This is a genomic window from Mycolicibacter heraklionensis (assembly GCF_001021505.1).
GTDB classification, from domain to species: domain Bacteria; phylum Actinomycetota; class Actinomycetes; order Mycobacteriales; family Mycobacteriaceae; genus Mycobacterium; species Mycobacterium heraklionense.
On the sequence record NZ_LDPO01000001.1, the window covers coordinates 220,170 to 236,070 of the forward strand.

General features: G+C 68.4%; 18 protein-coding genes. 6 read left to right on the plus strand and 12 right to left on the minus strand.

Annotated features, from left to right (window positions below; genetic code table 11):
• Positions 1-55: 55 nt before the first annotated feature.
• The gene (locus tag ABW16_RS01010) at positions 56-1,255 is read right to left on the minus strand and encodes a hypothetical protein (RefSeq protein ID WP_047317258.1); all 1,200 of its coding nucleotides are present in this window, start codon (positions 1,253-1,255) and stop codon (positions 56-58) included.
• A gap of 45 nt (positions 1,256-1,300) precedes the next feature.
• Here ABW16_RS01010 and coaA point away from each other — a divergent pair, with 45 nt between their 5' ends.
• A complete protein-coding gene (coaA, locus tag ABW16_RS01015; protein ID WP_047317659.1) occupies positions 1,301-2,239 on the plus strand; it encodes a type I pantothenate kinase in 939 nt (312 codons plus the stop codon).
• Between the two features lie 10 nt (positions 2,240-2,249).
• Here coaA and ABW16_RS01020 read toward each other — a convergent pair whose 3' ends face one another.
• From ABW16_RS01020 to ABW16_RS01035, 4 genes are all read right to left on the minus strand, one after another.
• The gene (locus ABW16_RS01020) at positions 2,250-2,822 is read right to left on the minus strand and encodes a DUF732 domain-containing protein (RefSeq protein WP_047317259.1); all 573 of its coding nucleotides are present in this window, start codon (positions 2,820-2,822) and stop codon (positions 2,250-2,252) included.
• A 54-nt stretch (positions 2,823-2,876) separates the two neighbouring features.
• Positions 2,877-3,284 carry a hypothetical protein gene (locus ABW16_RS01025; RefSeq protein ID WP_047317260.1) on the minus strand — a complete coding sequence of 136 codons (408 nt, stop codon included), beginning with the start codon at positions 3,282-3,284 and terminating at the stop codon, positions 2,877-2,879.
• Between the two features lie 100 nt (positions 3,285-3,384).
• On the minus strand, positions 3,385-4,752 hold the full coding sequence (locus ABW16_RS01030) for a hypothetical protein (RefSeq protein ID WP_109519436.1): 1,368 nt from the start codon (positions 4,750-4,752) through the stop codon (positions 3,385-3,387).
• A gap of 7 nt (positions 4,753-4,759) precedes the next feature.
• Positions 4,760-5,560, minus strand: a complete 801-nt coding sequence (locus ABW16_RS01035) for a (2Z,6E)-farnesyl diphosphate synthase (RefSeq protein ID WP_047317261.1) — start codon at positions 5,558-5,560, stop codon at positions 4,760-4,762.
• A 75-nt stretch (positions 5,561-5,635) separates the two neighbouring features.
• On the opposite strand from ABW16_RS01035, the gene trhA reads away from it, so the two are divergent.
• Complete coding sequence (gene trhA, locus ABW16_RS01040; protein WP_047317262.1) at positions 5,636-6,349, plus strand: PAQR family membrane homeostasis protein TrhA; 714 nt, start codon at positions 5,636-5,638, stop codon at positions 6,347-6,349.
• 21 nt (positions 6,350-6,370) lie between these two features.
• Here the strand turns inward: trhA and ABW16_RS01045 are convergent, their stop codons facing one another.
• Both ABW16_RS01045 and ABW16_RS01050 read right to left on the minus strand, forming a co-directional pair.
• Complete coding sequence (locus ABW16_RS01045) at positions 6,371-6,754, minus strand: nuclear transport factor 2 family protein (protein ID WP_047317661.1); 384 nt, start codon at positions 6,752-6,754, stop codon at positions 6,371-6,373.
• A 10-nt stretch (positions 6,755-6,764) separates the two neighbouring features.
• Entirely contained in the window at positions 6,765-8,840 is a 2,076-nt protein-coding gene (locus tag ABW16_RS01050; RefSeq protein ID WP_047317263.1) for a thioredoxin domain-containing protein, read from the minus strand.
• Between the two features lie 180 nt (positions 8,841-9,020).
• Here ABW16_RS01050 and pstS point away from each other — a divergent pair, with 180 nt between their 5' ends.
• Together pstS and ABW16_RS01060 are read left to right on the plus strand one after the other, a co-directional pair.
• On the plus strand, positions 9,021-10,133 hold the full coding sequence (pstS, locus tag ABW16_RS01055; protein ID WP_047317662.1) for a phosphate ABC transporter substrate-binding protein PstS: 1,113 nt from the start codon (positions 9,021-9,023) through the stop codon (positions 10,131-10,133).
• A gap of 29 nt (positions 10,134-10,162) precedes the next feature.
• Entirely contained in the window at positions 10,163-11,275 is a 1,113-nt protein-coding gene (locus tag ABW16_RS01060; RefSeq protein WP_047317264.1) for a PPE family protein, read from the plus strand.
• A 6-nt stretch (positions 11,276-11,281) separates the two neighbouring features.
• On the opposite strand, the gene ABW16_RS01065 is transcribed toward ABW16_RS01060, so the two are convergent.
• The 3 genes from ABW16_RS01065 to mca form a co-directional block, all read right to left on the minus strand.
• Entirely contained in the window at positions 11,282-11,650 is a 369-nt protein-coding gene (locus ABW16_RS01065; protein ID WP_230987445.1) for a DUF732 domain-containing protein, read from the minus strand.
• Positions 11,651-11,766: 116 nt separating this feature from the next.
• On the minus strand, positions 11,767-12,054 hold the full coding sequence (locus ABW16_RS01070) for a hypothetical protein (RefSeq protein WP_047317664.1): 288 nt from the start codon (positions 12,052-12,054) through the stop codon (positions 11,767-11,769).
• A 26-nt stretch (positions 12,055-12,080) separates the two neighbouring features.
• Positions 12,081-12,953, minus strand: a complete 873-nt coding sequence (gene mca / locus ABW16_RS01075; protein WP_047317265.1) for a mycothiol conjugate amidase Mca — start codon at positions 12,951-12,953, stop codon at positions 12,081-12,083.
• Between the two features lie 155 nt (positions 12,954-13,108).
• Between mca and ABW16_RS01080 the strand changes: the two genes are divergently transcribed.
• Together ABW16_RS01080 and greA are read left to right on the plus strand one after the other, a co-directional pair.
• A complete protein-coding gene (locus ABW16_RS01080) occupies positions 13,109-13,531 on the plus strand; it encodes a DUF4307 domain-containing protein (RefSeq protein WP_047317266.1) in 423 nt (140 codons plus the stop codon).
• A 134-nt stretch (positions 13,532-13,665) separates the two neighbouring features.
• Complete coding sequence (gene greA / locus ABW16_RS01085) at positions 13,666-14,160, plus strand: transcription elongation factor GreA (RefSeq protein WP_024441085.1); 495 nt, start codon at positions 13,666-13,668, stop codon at positions 14,158-14,160.
• A gap of 14 nt (positions 14,161-14,174) precedes the next feature.
• Here greA and ABW16_RS01090 read toward each other — a convergent pair whose 3' ends face one another.
• Positions 14,175-15,335 carry a cystathionine gamma-synthase gene (locus tag ABW16_RS01090; protein ID WP_047317267.1) on the minus strand — a complete coding sequence of 387 codons (1,161 nt, stop codon included), beginning with the start codon at positions 15,333-15,335 and terminating at the stop codon, positions 14,175-14,177.
• Positions 15,332-15,895, minus strand: coding sequence for an RDD family protein (locus tag ABW16_RS01095; protein ID WP_047317665.1), 564 nt, complete (start codon positions 15,893-15,895; stop codon positions 15,332-15,334). Before ABW16_RS01095 ends, ABW16_RS01090 begins: the two co-directional genes overlap by 4 nt.
• Positions 15,896-15,901: the final 6 nt, after the last annotated feature.

The following is a 15,901-nucleotide window of genomic DNA, read 5'->3' on the forward strand; positions in this document are numbered from 1 at the left end:
AGGTCCGGTGTGTAAATCCGCACACTCACCCGGCCGGGCCGGTGCTGTGGGGGCGCTACTGGGCCCGCAACGCCGACGGGGTGAGCGGCTCGTCGAGCAGCCGACCGAACCGCTCGGTGAGGCTCACCCCGGGCGGCGCGGCGTCCAGCCAGCCGCGCAGCAGCCGGTAGCCCTCCACATACGTGGAGGTGTAGGCCCGCCACAGCGGCGAGGACAGGAACCGCAGCGTCTGGCGGGCCCGGTCGTCGGTGATCAGCAGCCAGCGGCGCAGGTAGTCGGCCACCTCGTCGGCGTCGCGGTGCTCGTCGTGCAGCATCAGCGCCGCGTCCTGCCGGACGTCGGCCAGCGCCGCGGCGGCCTCGGACACCGCTTCGGCCCGCTCACCGTCGAACTGCAGGCCCAGGTCGGCGTAGATCTCAGCGGCCCAGGCACCCCAGCCCGGCCCGACCGCGGCATACAGCGCCAAGTCGGCCAGGCCCTCGGCCATCAGGCACTGCGGAGTGTTGACCAGGAAGATGGTCTGCTCGGCCTGGCCGAGCTTGGCGACCAGCCCGGCCTCCTTGCGGCAGTGCTCGGTGTGATGACCCGGGTAGGACTCGTGGGCCACCAGCCGCGGCAGATTCGACATCAGCTGTTTGAGGTCGGCGTTGACCGCCACTGTGGAGCGGTAGTCGCCGCGGTAATAGTTGAACCCCGACCACGGCTTGTCGGTGACCACCTCGTAGGTGATGGTTTCGGTTTCCGGCAGCGGGAAGTCCACCCGCACCCGGTCGCGCAGCGCCGAGGAGAACGCGTGGATGGCCGCTTCGAGCCGCTCCGGCGGAATCTCCTCGGCCCGCCGGTGCGCGGCCATCCGCTCGGCCAGCGGACCAGCGCCACCCAGCGCTTCGTCGAGCCGGGCATGGGCTTGGCGATAGCGGTCGGGGTCCCCCTTGACGATGACCGGCAGGTCAAAATAGTCACTGACCTCGTCGACGAAGCCGACCTGCTCCCCGGCGAACTTGCGCCCGGCGCACGCCAGCGCCCGCAGGTGCACCCGGAGGTACTCGGCACGCGCCGGATCGAGGCCGCTGGGCAGCGCCGCGACCAGCTTCTCGGCCTGGCGGGCCAGGTCGGACGGGTTGGGCATCGGCTCGTTAGCGACCAGTCGCTGCAACTCGGGGTCGCCGGTGAAGGCGTCGACATAACCCTGTTCGATGCGGTCGAAGCGCAGACCGAGCAACAGGTATTCACGGATCAAGGCGGCGGGCTCCATACCCGATCAGGCTAACCGTCGCGGCTACTGCAAGACTGTATGGTCATGCGGCGGCTTAGCGAGCCGAGTCCCTACGTGGAGTTCGACCGACGTCAATGGCGGACACTGCGTATGTCGACGCCGATGCCGCTTACCGAGGAAGAAGTCGTGGCGCTACGCGGCCTCGGCGAGCAGGTCGACCTGTTGGAGGTCGAAGAGGTCTATCTGCCGCTCGCGCGTCTTCTGCACCTGCAGGTCGCCGCCCGCCAGCAGCTCTTCGCCGCGACCGCGGAGTTCCTCGGGGAGAACGATCAGAGCCCCGACCGGCCGGTGCCGTTCATCATCGGCGTGGCCGGCAGCGTGGCCGTCGGTAAGTCGACGACGGCCCGCGTGCTGCAGGCGCTGCTGGCCCGCTGGGATCACCACCCGCGGGTGGACCTGGTCACCACCGACGGCTTCCTCTATCCCAATGACGAGTTGGCGCGCCGGAACTTGATGCACCGCAAAGGGTTTCCGGAAAGCTACAACCGCCGGGCGCTGATGCGGTTTGTCACCTCGGTGAAGTCCGGCGCAGACTATGTGTGCGCGCCGGTGTACTCACACCTGAGTTACGACATCGTTCCCAGCGCCAAGCAGGTGGTCCGCCACCCCGACATCTTGATCCTCGAAGGCCTCAACGTGCTGCAGACCGGGCCGACGCTGATGATCTCCGACCTGTTCGACTTCTCGCTGTACGTCGACGCCCGGGTGGAAGACATCGAGCACTGGTACATCTCGCGGTTCTTGGCGATGCGCTCCACCTCGTTCGCCAACCCCGACTCGCACTTCCACCACTACGCGGCACTCAATGACCAGCAGGCGGTGGCCGCCGCGCGCGACATCTGGCGATCGATCAACCGGCCCAACCTGATCGAGAACATCCTGCCCACCCGGCCGCGAGCGACCCTGGTACTGCGCAAGGACGCCGATCACTCCATCAACAGGCTGCGGCTGCGCAAGCTTTAGCCCTAGATCGCTAGGGCTGCGTAGCGGTTCCCGGCTGCGGCTGGCCTGGCGGCGGGGGCGCCGGCTCGGGCCCAGGCGGTGGCGGCGGCAACTCGTCCGCGGGTGCGGGCGCCGGCAGCGGCTCGGGCGGCGGGGGGAAACCCGGCGGCGGCGGAAAGCCCGGGGGCGGCGGGAACAGCGGAGGTGCCGGCTCGGGCGCCGGCGGCGGAATCTCGCCCGCTGGGGGCGGCAGTTCACCTGCGGGCGGCGGCGGCACCGCGGGCGTCGGTGTCGGGTTGGCGGCGGCCGCCAACGTGTCCGGGCACATTTCGCGCTGCGCCCCGTCGATCATGACCTTGGTGACGCCGTCGGCAACCTTCGTGCCGAACCGGTCCTTGGCCGGGCGACCCTTCCGCAGGTTCTCGCAGATGATCTTGCCGAACTGCACCGCCCCGGACGGGGTGGTCAGCCCGGGACTGTTCTGGTATTTGAAGCCGTGCGACTCAAGGTAACTGAGGTAGGTCTTCTCGTCGGCCTGCGCCGGCGCGGCGGCGTAGATCAGGGTTCCGGGGATCAGCGTCATCGCCGCCAGCCGCCACTTCATGGGACAGAACTGTAGACGGTGACGGCCGCGGCGACACGTTGAGTGGGCTGCGTCTCAGCCCAGGCGGCGCAACCCCCGGTACTGCATCCGCGCGAAGAACGCCGTGTAGACGGCGCTCGCCAGCATGGCGACCACGCCGATTCCGGTCAGCGGCAGCAAGCCCGCCGCGACCACCGCAATCGCCGCAACGGTGCACGCCACATTGGCGGCAATCACACCGATGCCCGCGCGGCGCAGGTCCGGCAGCGCGGACAGGAAGTAGACGACGACTCCGTAAAGGATGCAGAAGGAGGCCACGGCGTATTCATGGGCCGCGGTGAGGCCCTCCAGGGCCGCCATGGGGCGGGCGGCGAACACGCCGGCCAGGCCGACGGTTCCGGTGACGGCGGCGTCGGCGCGGAGCGCGAAGCGCAACAGCGAGTCGGTCGAGTCGAACAGGACCGGGGTGGTGATGGCGGTCATGAGGAAACTCCCTTCGAGTGTGGTGGGAACACCCCTCGACCTTGCGGCGCAACCGCTGCCACATCGACCCGCGACGCTGCCAAGCACTGCCAAGCGCAGGTCAGAGACCTGACGACACCGTCGTCCGGCCTCGTAGGTCGGCGGCGATCACCCGGGCCCCGGCGTTCTGCCAGTTGTGCAGCGAACGCTGCGGTACCTCGGTGACCAGCCACTGCCACGCCTGCCGGGCGGTGGGATCCAGTCCGGCCGCGGTGGCGTTCTGCGCATAGGCGCGCACTCCGACCACGTAGGGGAAGTACAGGGCGTTGTAGTGCCGCCACTGCTCGGTGGTGCCGAACTCGCCGCCGTCGCGCGGTTTGAGCGCGGCGATCCGGTCGGCCAGCAGGGCCTTGAGTTCGTTGGCTCGCTCCAGCGGCGCATCGGGTGCGCCACGGGCGGCCAACCGCTCGTCGATCACCGGCAACGCGGTCAGCGGGCTGGCGACCAGCTTCGACAGGTCGCTGTAGTGCCCCAACGCCCGCCGGGTCAGCCGGACGAAGGTTTCCTCGTCGAGGTCGTCGAGCGGGCTGGTCGAGCGCAGGGCCAGCGCGGCCTCGGTGCCGCGCAACGCGGCGCGGTCGGCCCGCAGCGCCGGAGAGCGCCAGAACGCCAGCCGGTCCCAGAGTCCGGCCAGCCGGTCGACGAACACCTGGACCTCAATGCCGACCGCGATCGTGGTGAACAGCAGCACCGTCAGTGCGGTCTGGGCCACGGATTCGGTTCGGGTCAGCCACAGCCCGATCAACACCTGCCCGCCCAGCAACGCCGCCATCGCGACGGCGGCAAGAAACGACCGCAGCATGTCCAGCCGCAGCGCCTGCCCCTCGTCGAAGGCGTCCCACAGCGCCACCGCCAGGCCCAGCAGAAGCACGTCGACGCCGGTGCTGGCCAGCGCGAATCCGCTGGGCACCACGCCCAGCGGGATGATCAGGATGGCGTTGGCCAGGGCGAAGAACAACGTCGCGACGGCGGCCACGCCGAGCACCGAACCGGGCTGCGCCGGACGGATCAGCGCCTTGACCATGGCCGCCAACGTCGACACCGAGATCACCGCGAACAGCAGCCAGTGCCCGGCCCGCGGTGGGCCTTCGACACTGCCGGCCCACGTTGCCCCGACCAGCGCGGCGGCCGCGACCGCGCCGATGAACGCCACATCGCGTGCCCGACCAGTCCAGCGGTCACACGGCCGGGTCAGCTCCAAGAGCACGGCGAACCAGGCCACCCCGGGCAGTACCGCCAGGTAGATCTCCACGCGCCCGAGCAGCGCCGGATGCCACACCGCCCGCACCGCGTCGGCGGCCACAACAGCGGCGAAACCGCACAGCCCGACAGCGGCCAGCACCAGTACCGGTTTGCGAGGGTCGCGGGCCAGCAGGTACATCCCGAGCCACCAACTCAGGGTGAAGACCAGCGCCGACAACACGACCACTCCCTCGCTACCGCCCGAATCTCCGGTGCCGCACGCTGTAGTCGCGCAGCGCTCGCAGGAAGTCGACCCGGCGAAACGCCGGCCAGTGCGCCTCGGTGAACCACATCTCCGAGTAGGCGCTCTGCCACAGCAGGAAGCCGGACAACCGCTGCTCCCCGGAGGTGCGGATCACCAGGTCCGGGTCCGGCTGACCCGAGGTGTAGAGGTTCTCCGAGATGCCCTCGACGGTCACCGCGTCGACGAGTTCCTCGGCGGTGGCGCCGTTGGCCAGCTGCTTGCTGAGCAGCCCGCGCACCGCATCGACGATCTCCTGCCGGCCGCCGTAGGCGACTGCGACATTGACGTGCAGGTTGGAGGCCCCACCGCCGTTGGCGGTGGTGCTCTCTACCGCCTCACGCAGGCGGCGAGCGGGCTCTTCGCCCAGCAGCTCCAGATCCCCCACGGTGCGCACGCTCCACCGGTTTGCCGGCGCGCAGATCTCCTCCACCACGTCGGTGATGATCTCGATGAGCGCGGCCAGTTCAGCGGGGTCGCGCTGCAGGTTCTCGGTGGACAGCAGGTAGACGGTCGCCATCTCGATGCCCGCGTCGGCGCACCAGCGCAGCATCTCGGCGATCTTGGCCGCGCCCATCCGGTAGCCGTAGCTGACGTCGTCGTAGCCCGCGTCTCGCGCCCACCGCCGGTTACCGTCGCAGAGAACCGCGATGTGGCGCGGCAGATTCGACCGCGACGCCGCCAAGCCCTGCCGGAGACGCAGCTCATAGATCCGGTACAGCGGCTCCTTCAAGCGCGCCGGGATGATCGCCACAAAAACCCAGACTACTGTGATCTGCGAGCATTGACGGGAATCAGTCCGGGATCCGCGTGGAGTTCAGGAAGGCCCATGAGCACCCACACCGAAACCATCGCCGAGCCGAATCCGAACGATCTGCCGGCGGGCATCACCGTGCCGCACGCCAAGCCGCGGGCCCGCGGGTGGATTCACTTCGTGTCCGCCATCGTGGCGCTCGTGGCCGGTATCGCTCTGGTCGCGGTGACCTGGCCGCTGGCCGGGCTCGAGGCCGGCTTGGCGTCGGTGGCGTACTCCATCTCGGTGGTGGGGATGTTCGCGGTCAGCGCGACCTACCACCGGATCACCTGGAAGACGGTCGCCGCCCGGATGCGGATGAAGCGCCTCGACCACGCGATGATCTTCATCTTCATCGCCGGCACCTACACCCCGTTCGCGCTGCTGGCGATGGACCACGGCGCCCAAGAACGGCTGGTGATGACGATCGTGTGGGGTGGCGCGCTGGCCGGCGTGGTGCTCAAGCTGTGCTGGCCGACCGCCCCGAAGTGGGTCGGGGTGCCGCTCTACCTGTTGCTGGGCTGGGTGTCAGCGTTTTTCATCGCGACGATCATGCACAACGCCGGTGTCGCCGCAATGGTGCTGCTGGCCGTGGGAGGCATGCTCTACAGCGTCGGCGCGATCATGTACGCGCTGAAGTGGCCAGACCCCTGGCCCGAAACGTTCGGCTACCACGAGTTCTTCCACGCCTGCACCGCACTGGCCGCGGTCTGCCAGTACATCGCGATCTGGTTCGCGGCGCTCTACTAGCCGGGGGCGCCGCGGTTCCGGCTAGAGCTGGGTGACGTTCTCCGCCGACCAGTAGGCCTTCATCCCGGCGATCTTGCCGTCGCCGTCGAACACCATCACGTCGATCGGCTCGATGCGCATCCGGTGCTCACCGTTGGTGATTGTCAGCGCAAAGTGCAACGCCGCCTCGTTTCCGGAGACCCTCAGCGTCACCAGTTCACACTGACGGTTCAGCCCGGAGAGGGTCGAGTAGAAGTTGCGAATGGCCTGGTGACCGATGTGCACCTCGCCGCCGACCGGGTCCTCCAGGGTGGCGTCGGCCGCGTACAGCTGCACCAGATCCTCGACTTCACCGCCGCCGACCAGTTCGATGTAGCGGTGGACGGTCTCGGTGATGGCCTGTGCCTTTTCCGGTGCGGTCGTCATGTGCCGCACGTTACACGGATGGCGGATTTACGGGCACCTCAAGGGCAACGCCAAGTGCCGAGGCCAACTGCGCCGCGCTACGCACCGGCAAGTCACACACCGGGCCCCGACAGACGTAGGCGGTGTCGACGCCGTTGACCCGGTCTCGCCCGGTCAGCAGCTCGGACGAGTCGGCCGCCCCGCCGACCACGATCGTCCCGCCGGGAGCCAGGCGGCGCGCCTGCGCCAACAGCTCCGAGTCCGGCCGGTCGCAGGCCACCGCGATCTGCAGCGGACCCCGCACGTAGGCCTCGGCGATGCCGAGCCAGTGCCCGACGGCGCGGGGGGTGCGCTCCAACAGCACGGCATGCGCCGCCAGCGCATCGGTGGCCGCCTGGCGGTAACGCTCGCCACGGTCGGCGGAGACCAGATGGGCCGCGGTCAGCAGCGCCTCGGTGATCAACGCCGCGCCCGACGGGGTGGCGCCGTCCAGCGGGTCGCTGGGCCGCAGCACCAGAGCCTCGGCATCGTCGGCGCTGTCGAACCAGCGCCCGGGTGAGTCCGGGTCGGCGAAATGCTCCAGCGCGGTGTCCAGCAGGCCGGCCGCGGCATCACACAGGTGTTGCTCACCGCTGAGCTGGTACAGGCTGAGCAGGCCGGTGGCCAGCGCGCCGTAGTCCTCCAAGATCGCGACGCTGTCCCCCACCCGGCCGCCCAGGCTGGCCCGGCGCAGCCGGCCGTCCACCAGGTGCAGGTCCAGCAGCGTGCCGGCGCACTCCTGGGCCGCAGCGGCCAGGCTTGGATCTCCCAGAGCCACAGCCGCTTCGGCCAACGCGGTGAGCGTCATTCCGTTCCAGGCGGTGACCACCTTGTCGTCGCGCCCGGGCTGGGGCCGGGACCGCCGAGCCGCCAGCAGCCGCTGCCGGACCCGGTCGAGGCGCTCCGAATCATCGGGATCGGCCTGAAGTTGCAGCACGGAGCGGCCCTGTTCATTCGGCGGTCCCAGCTTCCCCTCTCCTTCGTCGAGCCTCGCTGAACCGCCGGACTCGAAGGTGCCGCTCGCCGTGACCCCGAAAACCTCTGCCGCCCAAGCCCCGTCGTCGGCACCGAGAACCTCGGTCAGCTGCTCGGGCGTCCACACATAGGTCAAACCCTCGCGGCCGTCGGCGTCGGCATCCAGCGACGAGATGAACATCCCGCCGTCGGACAGCTCGTCGCGCAGGAATCGGGCGGTCTGGGCGGTCACCCGCGCGGCCAGCGGGTCGCCGGTGCGCCGGGCCCAGTGCGCGTAGGCCCGCAGCAGCAAGGCGTTGTCGTAGAGCATCTTCTCGAAATGCGGCACCACCCAGGCGTTGTCGACGCTGTAGCGGGCGAAGCCGCCGGCAAGCTGGTCGTAGATGCCGCCGCGGGCCATCGCCGCCCCGGCGCGTTCCACCGCGTCGAGCGCCGGGCGGGTCGCGGTCCGTTCATGGTGGCGCAGCAGGGTTTCCAGCAGCGCCGACGGCGGGAACTTCGGCGCACCGCCGAATCCGCCGTGGACGACGTCCTCGTCCCGCAGCACCGCGGCCACCGCGGCGTCGCACAGCATCGCATCGACCGGTGGGCCGCCCCCCGGCAGTCCGGCGGCCATCGAGCGCAACTCGGCGGCAATGTTGTCGGACGCCTCCTCCACTTCGTCGCGACGTTCGCTCCAGGTGGCGGTGATCGCCGAAAGCAGGTTCAGGAAAGCGTCTTTGGGGTAGTACGTGCCGCAGTAGAACGGCCGGCCATCCGGGGTCAGGAAACAGGTCATCGGCCAGCCGCCTCGCCCGGTCAGCGCCTGGGTGGCGGTCATGTAGATAGCGTCGATATCCGGGCGCTCCTCCCGGTCCACCTTGATGCACACGAAGCCCGCGTTCATGGCCGCGGCGACTTCGGCGTCCTCGAACGAGCCGTGCGCCATCACGTGACACCAGTGGCAGGCCGCGTAGCCGACCGACAGCAGGATCGGCACGTCGCGTTCGGCGGCCTCGGCCAGCGCCTCGGGTGTCCATTCCCACCACTGCACTGGGTTGTCGGCGTGTTGGCGCAGATAGGGGCTGGCGGACGCTGCGAGACGGTTGGCCATCCATCCACGCTAATCCCGATCACCATCCGCAGCCCCCCGGACCCGCAGGCAGACGCCGTCTGCCCGGCTGGTGACCAGATCGAAAACGGTTGCTGAACTCTTGAATTCGCCTGCAAAGCACCACTGTTGCCGGTCCGCGCCATTGCTAGCATTCGCCGATGAGATGACCCGAGGGATGTGATTGACATCAATCGACGTGCCGTATCGAGCTTGCTGGCCGTGAGCGCTGCGCTGCTGTCCGGGTGCGGCGGCGGCCATGACGCACCACCACCACCGAGCCATGCGACACGGGCTGCGGTGTCCGGGGTGGACTGTGGCGGAGACCCGAACCTCAAGGCCAGCGGTTCCACCGCTCAGGCCAACGCGATGACCCGGTTCGTCGCGACGTTCAGCCAGGCCTGCCCCGGCCAGAGCCTGACCTACCAGGCGAACGGTTCCGGTGCGGGCATTGACGAATTCATGTCCGACCAAACCGATTTCGGTGGCTCCGACTCGCCGCTGAGCAAGGGGGAATACGACCGGGCCCAGCAGCGCTGCGGCGCGCCGGTATGGAACCTGCCGATGGTGTTCGGCCCTATCGCCATCGCGTTCCGCCTGGGCGGCCTGACATCGCTGAACCTGGACGGCCCCACCGCGGCCAAGATCTTCAACGGCACCATCACCACCTGGAACGATCCCGCGATCGCCGCTCTGAACACCGGCACCGATCTGCCCGACCTGCCGATTCGGGTGGTGTCCCGCAGCGACGAGTCCGGGACCACGGACAACTTTCAGCGCTACCTGGACACCGCATCCGCAGGTACCTGGGGCAAGGGGGCCGGACGAACGTTCAACGGCGCTGCCGGGCAGACCGCGCACGGCAACGAGGGCGTCGCCGCGGCCGCGGCCGATCTCGAGGGATCGGTCACCTACACCGAGTGGTCATTCGCTCAGAGCCACCACCTCGGCATGGCCAACGTCATCACCTCGGCCGGCCCGGACCCGGTCGCGATCAGCGAGGACTCGGTCGGCAAGACGATTTCGTCGGCCTGGTTTATCCGCGAAGGCAACGACCTGGCATTGGACACCATCTCCTTCTACCGGCCGAACCAGCCCGGCGCTTACCCGATCGTGCTGGCCACCTACGAGATCGTCTGCTCGAAGTATCCCGACCCACAGGTCGGAACTGCGGTGCGCGCTTTCCTGCAAAGCGCGATCGGCGACGGCCAGATCGATCTGGCCGAGCACGGCTACGTCCCCATCCCCGATGCGTTCAAGCCGCGCTTATCGGCCGCTATCAGCGCGATCGCCTAAATGAGCCCGTACCGCTACCTCCACATGGCATGCGATCCATAACCGCGCCCCCCGAGGTCACCTCCGCGCTGGTCCACACCGGTCCCGGCGCGAGATCCCTCGTCGAGGCGTCGAGCGCGTGGCGACAGCTTGGTACGTACCTGGATGAATACGCCGACGACTACGTTGCCGCGCTGTCGTCGTTGGTGGATTCGTGGCGTGGTCACTCCGCGGCTGCCATGGTGCAGTCCGCCGAGCCCTACCTGGTGTGGCTGCGCGCCACCGCACAGCAGTGCCGGCGGACCGCAGCGTCGATTCAGCACGCCGCAGCGGCCTTCGAAACGCTCCGTACCGCGGTGACCCCGACCGCGGCAATCAAGGCCAACCGCACTCGCCGGGTGCAACTGCTGGCGACCAATCGGTTCGGGACCAACTCGGCGGCGATCGCGGAGAACGAGAGCCAGTATCTGAGCATGTGGACCACCAACACCGCCGCGATGACCCGCTATCAGGCGGCCTCGGCGCAGGCCACCGCGCTTCCCTCGTTCAGCACACCGACACCGGCGACCGCCGACACCGGAACCACCTCTGCTGATTCGACTTCGGCGTCGTTGGAGTCCTCGCTGACCGCGTTCGACCCCAACAACGGCTGGACCGGCCTGGCGAACACCTATGCCAACCAGTTCGTGTCGTCCGGATTTCCGATCAACCTGCTCAGCTACCTAGCCCAGAACACGTCGGCGCAGGCGTTGCAGAACGTCAACGCCGCGATGGCACAGGGCCTTGCCGAGGGCGAGGCGGCCCTGACCCCCGCAATCCCACTGGGCGGACTGGGCGCACTTGGCGCCGCCGGACTTAGCGAAATGCCCTCGGCGGCAATCGGTGTCGGACTGAAGGTGGGGCCGCTGACCGTGCCGCCCGCCGCAGCGGGGTTTGGGGCCGCCACGCAGGCGCCGGTTCAGCTGGCGTCGTCGGCGGCACCGCTGCCCGCAAGCCAGTCCACGACGTTCGCCGGCGTCCCGCCGATCATGCCGCCGATGGTGCCCCCATCGAATTCCGCGGGCAGTGGCTGGCGCAAGCGCAAGCAGCAGAAGTACGAGGATCTGGAAGTCGGTTTGGAGCTACGCGGCCCGGTCATGCCGAAGCCGCCGTCTGCCGGCTGAGCAGCACTAACCGTGATGCCTCGGGCAGAACGCACTGACGCTGACCCCGACGAAGAACCCGGCGTGGTAGCCGTCGAGCTGACTGCTTTGCATCACTTCGGACACCACGTCGTTCTTCTGCCGACCGCTGTCGAGCTCGTCGCAGACCTCATGGCCGGCGATGACCGCAGACTGCCCATTGGCGAAGTCGATGCCCTTGGAGTTGAGGGCGCCGAGGAAAGTCGTGTCGACCGCATCGGCGTGCACAGCCGGAACCTTGATGAGGCCGGCCAGTAGCACCGTCAAGATGACCGGCGATACCGCCAACCCGGGTGAGCGATCTGCGAGCATGGCCAACCCCGAACCTTTCTCCCAAGCCGCGGTCAGGGCAATCATCGCACGCTGCACTGGCGTCGGCGATACGCACGCTGCCGACGAAACCCTAAGGGGCAAAGGTTAATCCGGCAGTCGCGTTCCCGAAACCCGGCGTTGGGGAACTGTTGGCTCGGCGACTACTTGGGCGCTGATCCCGGCCCGTCGTCGCCCGGGAGATCTCCGGACGAAGCGGACCCGACGGTCCCCTCGTCGGCGGCTTGGTCCGGGTCGGGGTGATCCGGGTCGAAGGTTTCCGGCAGCTTCTTGAGCTGCCGGTTCATCGACCACACCAGCCCGAACGTGCCGAGCATCAACAGCACGATGACCAACAGCCCGAACGGGCTCGCCTTGCCGAAATCCGGCCCGGTATCGCGCGGCACACCGTCCGCCAAGAAGTTGTCGGCCAAGATGTCGTCGGCCGCCATCCACAGCGCAGTCAACACAGCGTGGTTCATCCGTTGTCCTCGATCCCGGCGAACAGGTCCGTCTCCGGCAGAGTAACCGGCACCCGAGAGCGGGCCAGCTCGAACTCCTCGGTCGGCCAGAGTCGCTGCTGCCACTCGATCGGCGCGGCGAAGAAGTCGCCGTTGGGGTCGATCTGGGTGGCGTGCGCGCGCAGCGCGTCGTCGCGCTGGCCGAAGTAGTCGGCGCATTCGACGCGGGTGGTCACCCGGTCGGCGAACACGTCATGATCCGGCTGCCAGTGTTCCAGCCATTTGGCGAACGGGCCGACCTCGCCGTTGCGGGCGAACTCGTCCTGCAGCAGCTGCATCCGTTGCCGCAGGAACCCGTGGTTGTAGTAGAGCTTGGCGACCGTCCAGGGCTGACCGGCGTCGGGAAAAAGTCGATGGTCGCCGGCCGCCTCGAACGCGGCCACCGACACCTGATGGCAGCGGATGTGGTCGGGGTGCGGGTAGCCGCCGTTCTCGTCGTACGTGGTCATCACATGCGGCCGGAACTCGCGCACCGCGCGCACCAGGGCTTCGGTGGACACCTCCAGCGGTACCAGCGCAAAGCAGTCCTCGGGCAGCGGCGGCAGCGGGTCGCCCTTGGGCAGGCCGGAGTCGACGAAACCCAGCCAATGGTGTTCGACCCCGAGGATCTCGGCGGCCTTGGCCATCTCGTCACGCCGGACCTCGGCGATGCGACCGTGCACATCGGGCAGGTCCATCGCGGGGTTGAGGATGTCGCCGCGCTCGCCACCGGTCAGCGTCACCACCATCACGCGGTGCCCGGCGGCGGTGTAGCGGGCCAGCGTGGCCGCGCCCTTGCTGGACTCGTCGTCGGGGTGGGCGTGCACCGCCATCAACCGCAGTCCACTCATGCGCACATTCCCCGTTCCCTCCAGGTTCCTCCTGCCGGAACCCCGGACCGGACGCCTATAGTTCCAGATGGTTTCCAGCCACCATCGTTACACCACCTACGGCGGGTGCGGTAACCGCTCCCGACTCCACCGGCGACCATGGGACACACCTCACGATGACCGACTCCAAGCCGGCCCGTTACGGGGATACCCAGGGCAGTGCCCTGCCCCGTCGGCTGCTGGCGATCGCACTGGGCGCGCTGGCGATCGCCACCGTCGCCGCCCTCGCGGTGGTGGGCTACCAGCGCTTTGCGACTGCCGAGGTCAAAGGCGAGCTGTACGGCTACGAGGTGCTCGACGACCAGACGGTCTCGGTTAAGTTCAGCGTGACTCGATCGGATCCGTCCCGCCCTGCGGCGTGCATCGTGCGGGTCCGCTCCAGCGACGGCAGCGAGACTGGCCGGCGTGAAGTGCTGATTCCGCCGTCGGAGTCGGCCACCGTACAGGTGACGACGACCGTGAAATCTTCCCAGCCACCTGTCATGGGCGACGTCTACGGTTGCGGCAGCGACGTCCCCGATTACCTACGATCGGCCTGATGCCGCGGTGGTACCCTGTACGGATACACGGTTCCAGCTGGGACCGTGTATTGCTGCATTAGAACGATGCACGAGAACGATGTCGCCCCGCTGCCCGATGGCGCCGGATCCGACGACACAAGGAGCACAGTGAGATGACGGACACCCAGGTGACCTGGTTGACGCAGGAGTCACACGACCGGCTCAAGGCGGAGCTCGACCAGCTGATCGCGAACCGTCCGGTGATCGCCGCGGAGATCAACGACCGCCGCGAAGAGGGCGACCTGCGCGAGAACGGCGGCTACCACGCCGCGCGTGAGGAGCAGGGCCAGCAGGAGGCCCGTATCCGGCAGCTGCAGGAGTTGCTCAACAACGCCAAGGTCGGTGAGGCTCCGACGCAGTCCGGCGTGGCACTGCCGGGTTCGGTGGTCAAGGTCTTCTACGACGGCGACAAGTCCGACACCGAGACCTTCCTGATCGCCACTCGCCAGGAGGGCGTCAACGACGACAAGCTCGAGGTGTATTCACCGAACTCGCCGCTCGGCCACGCCCTGCTCGGCGCCAAGGTGGACGAGGAGCGCAGTTACACCGTGCCCAGCGGCAAGACCGTCAAGGTGACCCTGGTCAGCGCGGAGCCCTACCACTCCTGAGCCCATCTCGCGGCTCAGTCCAGCGCCTGTTTGAGGTCGGCGATCAAATCGTCGATGTCCTCGATGCCCACCGACAGGCGCACCAGGTCGTCGGGAACCTCGAGTTGCGAACCCGCCGTCGACGCGTGCGTCATGGCGCCCGGTAGTTCGATCAGCGACTCCACCCCGCCCAGCGACTCGGCCAGGATGAAGATCTCGGTTCCGGCGCACAGCTTCTCAGCGGCCGCCCGGCCGCCACGCATCCGGACCGACACCATGCCGCCGAACCCGCGCATCTGCGCCGCGGCGACATCGTAGCCGGGATGCTCCGGCAGCCCCGGGTAAAGCACTCGGCTCACCGCGGAATGCCCGTTGAGGAATTCGGCGACCGCGGCGGCGTTCTCGCTGTGCCGCTGCATCCGCAGCACCAACGTCTTCAGGCCGCGCATGGTCAGGTAGGCGTCGAAGGGGCCCGGCACCGCCCCCGCTCCGTTCTGCAGAAAGGCGAAAGCCGCGTCGAGCTCTTCGTCGTCGGTGATCAGCGCACCGCCCACCACATCGGAGTGGCCGCCGATGTACTTGGTGGTCGAATGCAGCACCACATCGGCGCCCAGCGTCAACGGCTGCTGCAGCGCGGGCGAGGCGAAGGTGTTGTCCACCAGCACCTTCGCGCCGGCTTCTTTGCCGATGGCGGCGATACTCGCGATGTCGGCGATCGACAGCAGCGGGTTGGTGGGGGTCTCCACCCAGATCAGCCGGGTCTTGTCGGTGAGCGCCCCGCGGACCGCATCCAGGTCGGAGAGCGCCACCGGGGTATGCGCCACCCCCCACTGAGTGAAGACCTTGTCGATCAGCCGGAAGGTGCCACCGTAGGCATCGTCGGGAATGATCAGGTGATCACCGGGGCGCAGGATCGACCGCAACGCGCAGTCCGTGGCGGCCATCCCCGAACCGAACGCCCGGCCGAACCGGCCCCGCTCCACCGCGGCCAGCGCGGTCTCCAGTGCGGCCCGGGTCGGATTGCCGGTGCGCGCGTACTCGAACCCGCCGCGCAGACCGCCGACGCCGTCCTGGGCGAAGGTGCTGCTGGCGTAGATCGGTGCGTTGACGGCTCCGGTTGCCGGGTCCGGACGGTATCCGGCATGGATCGCCGTGGTGGACAGACCAGTACTGCGGTGCGGTTGCTTCTGGCTCAACGGATCGGCAGGCAGACGGTGGTCATGATCTTGTCGGCGATCGTCTGGCGTTTGGCGTCCCACAGCGGGAACAGGTAGCCGATGCACAAGATCGCGCCGTCGATGATGTGGGCCAACTGGCGCACGATCGACATCCCGAACCCGATGGGCTGGCCGGTCGCTTCGGAGACCACCTTGAACTTCAGCACCGACTTACCGATGCTCGACCCGGTGGTGCCCTGCCGATAGCCGAAGTTCCAGATCCCGTAGGCGAGCGCGGCCAGCCAGCCGATGAACATCAGCGCGGCGCCGGTGCTGGACGGCGTGACCGTGCAGGCGAATCCGTCGGAGCTGGTGATGCACTCCCGGTCGGCGGTGGTTCCGGCGATCATCGACGGAATGCCGTAGAGCACCAGGATCGGCAGGAAGTCGATGAAGTAGGCGCCCACGCGAGTCAGCCAGGAGGTGTAAGCCTCTTGCGGCAGCTGGCCCACCGGGCTGCCGACCGCACCCGGGTACGCGCCGTAGCCGGGAGGCGGCGGTGGGTAGTTGCCCTGCGGAGGCGGGGGAAAGTCGGTCATCTCCAC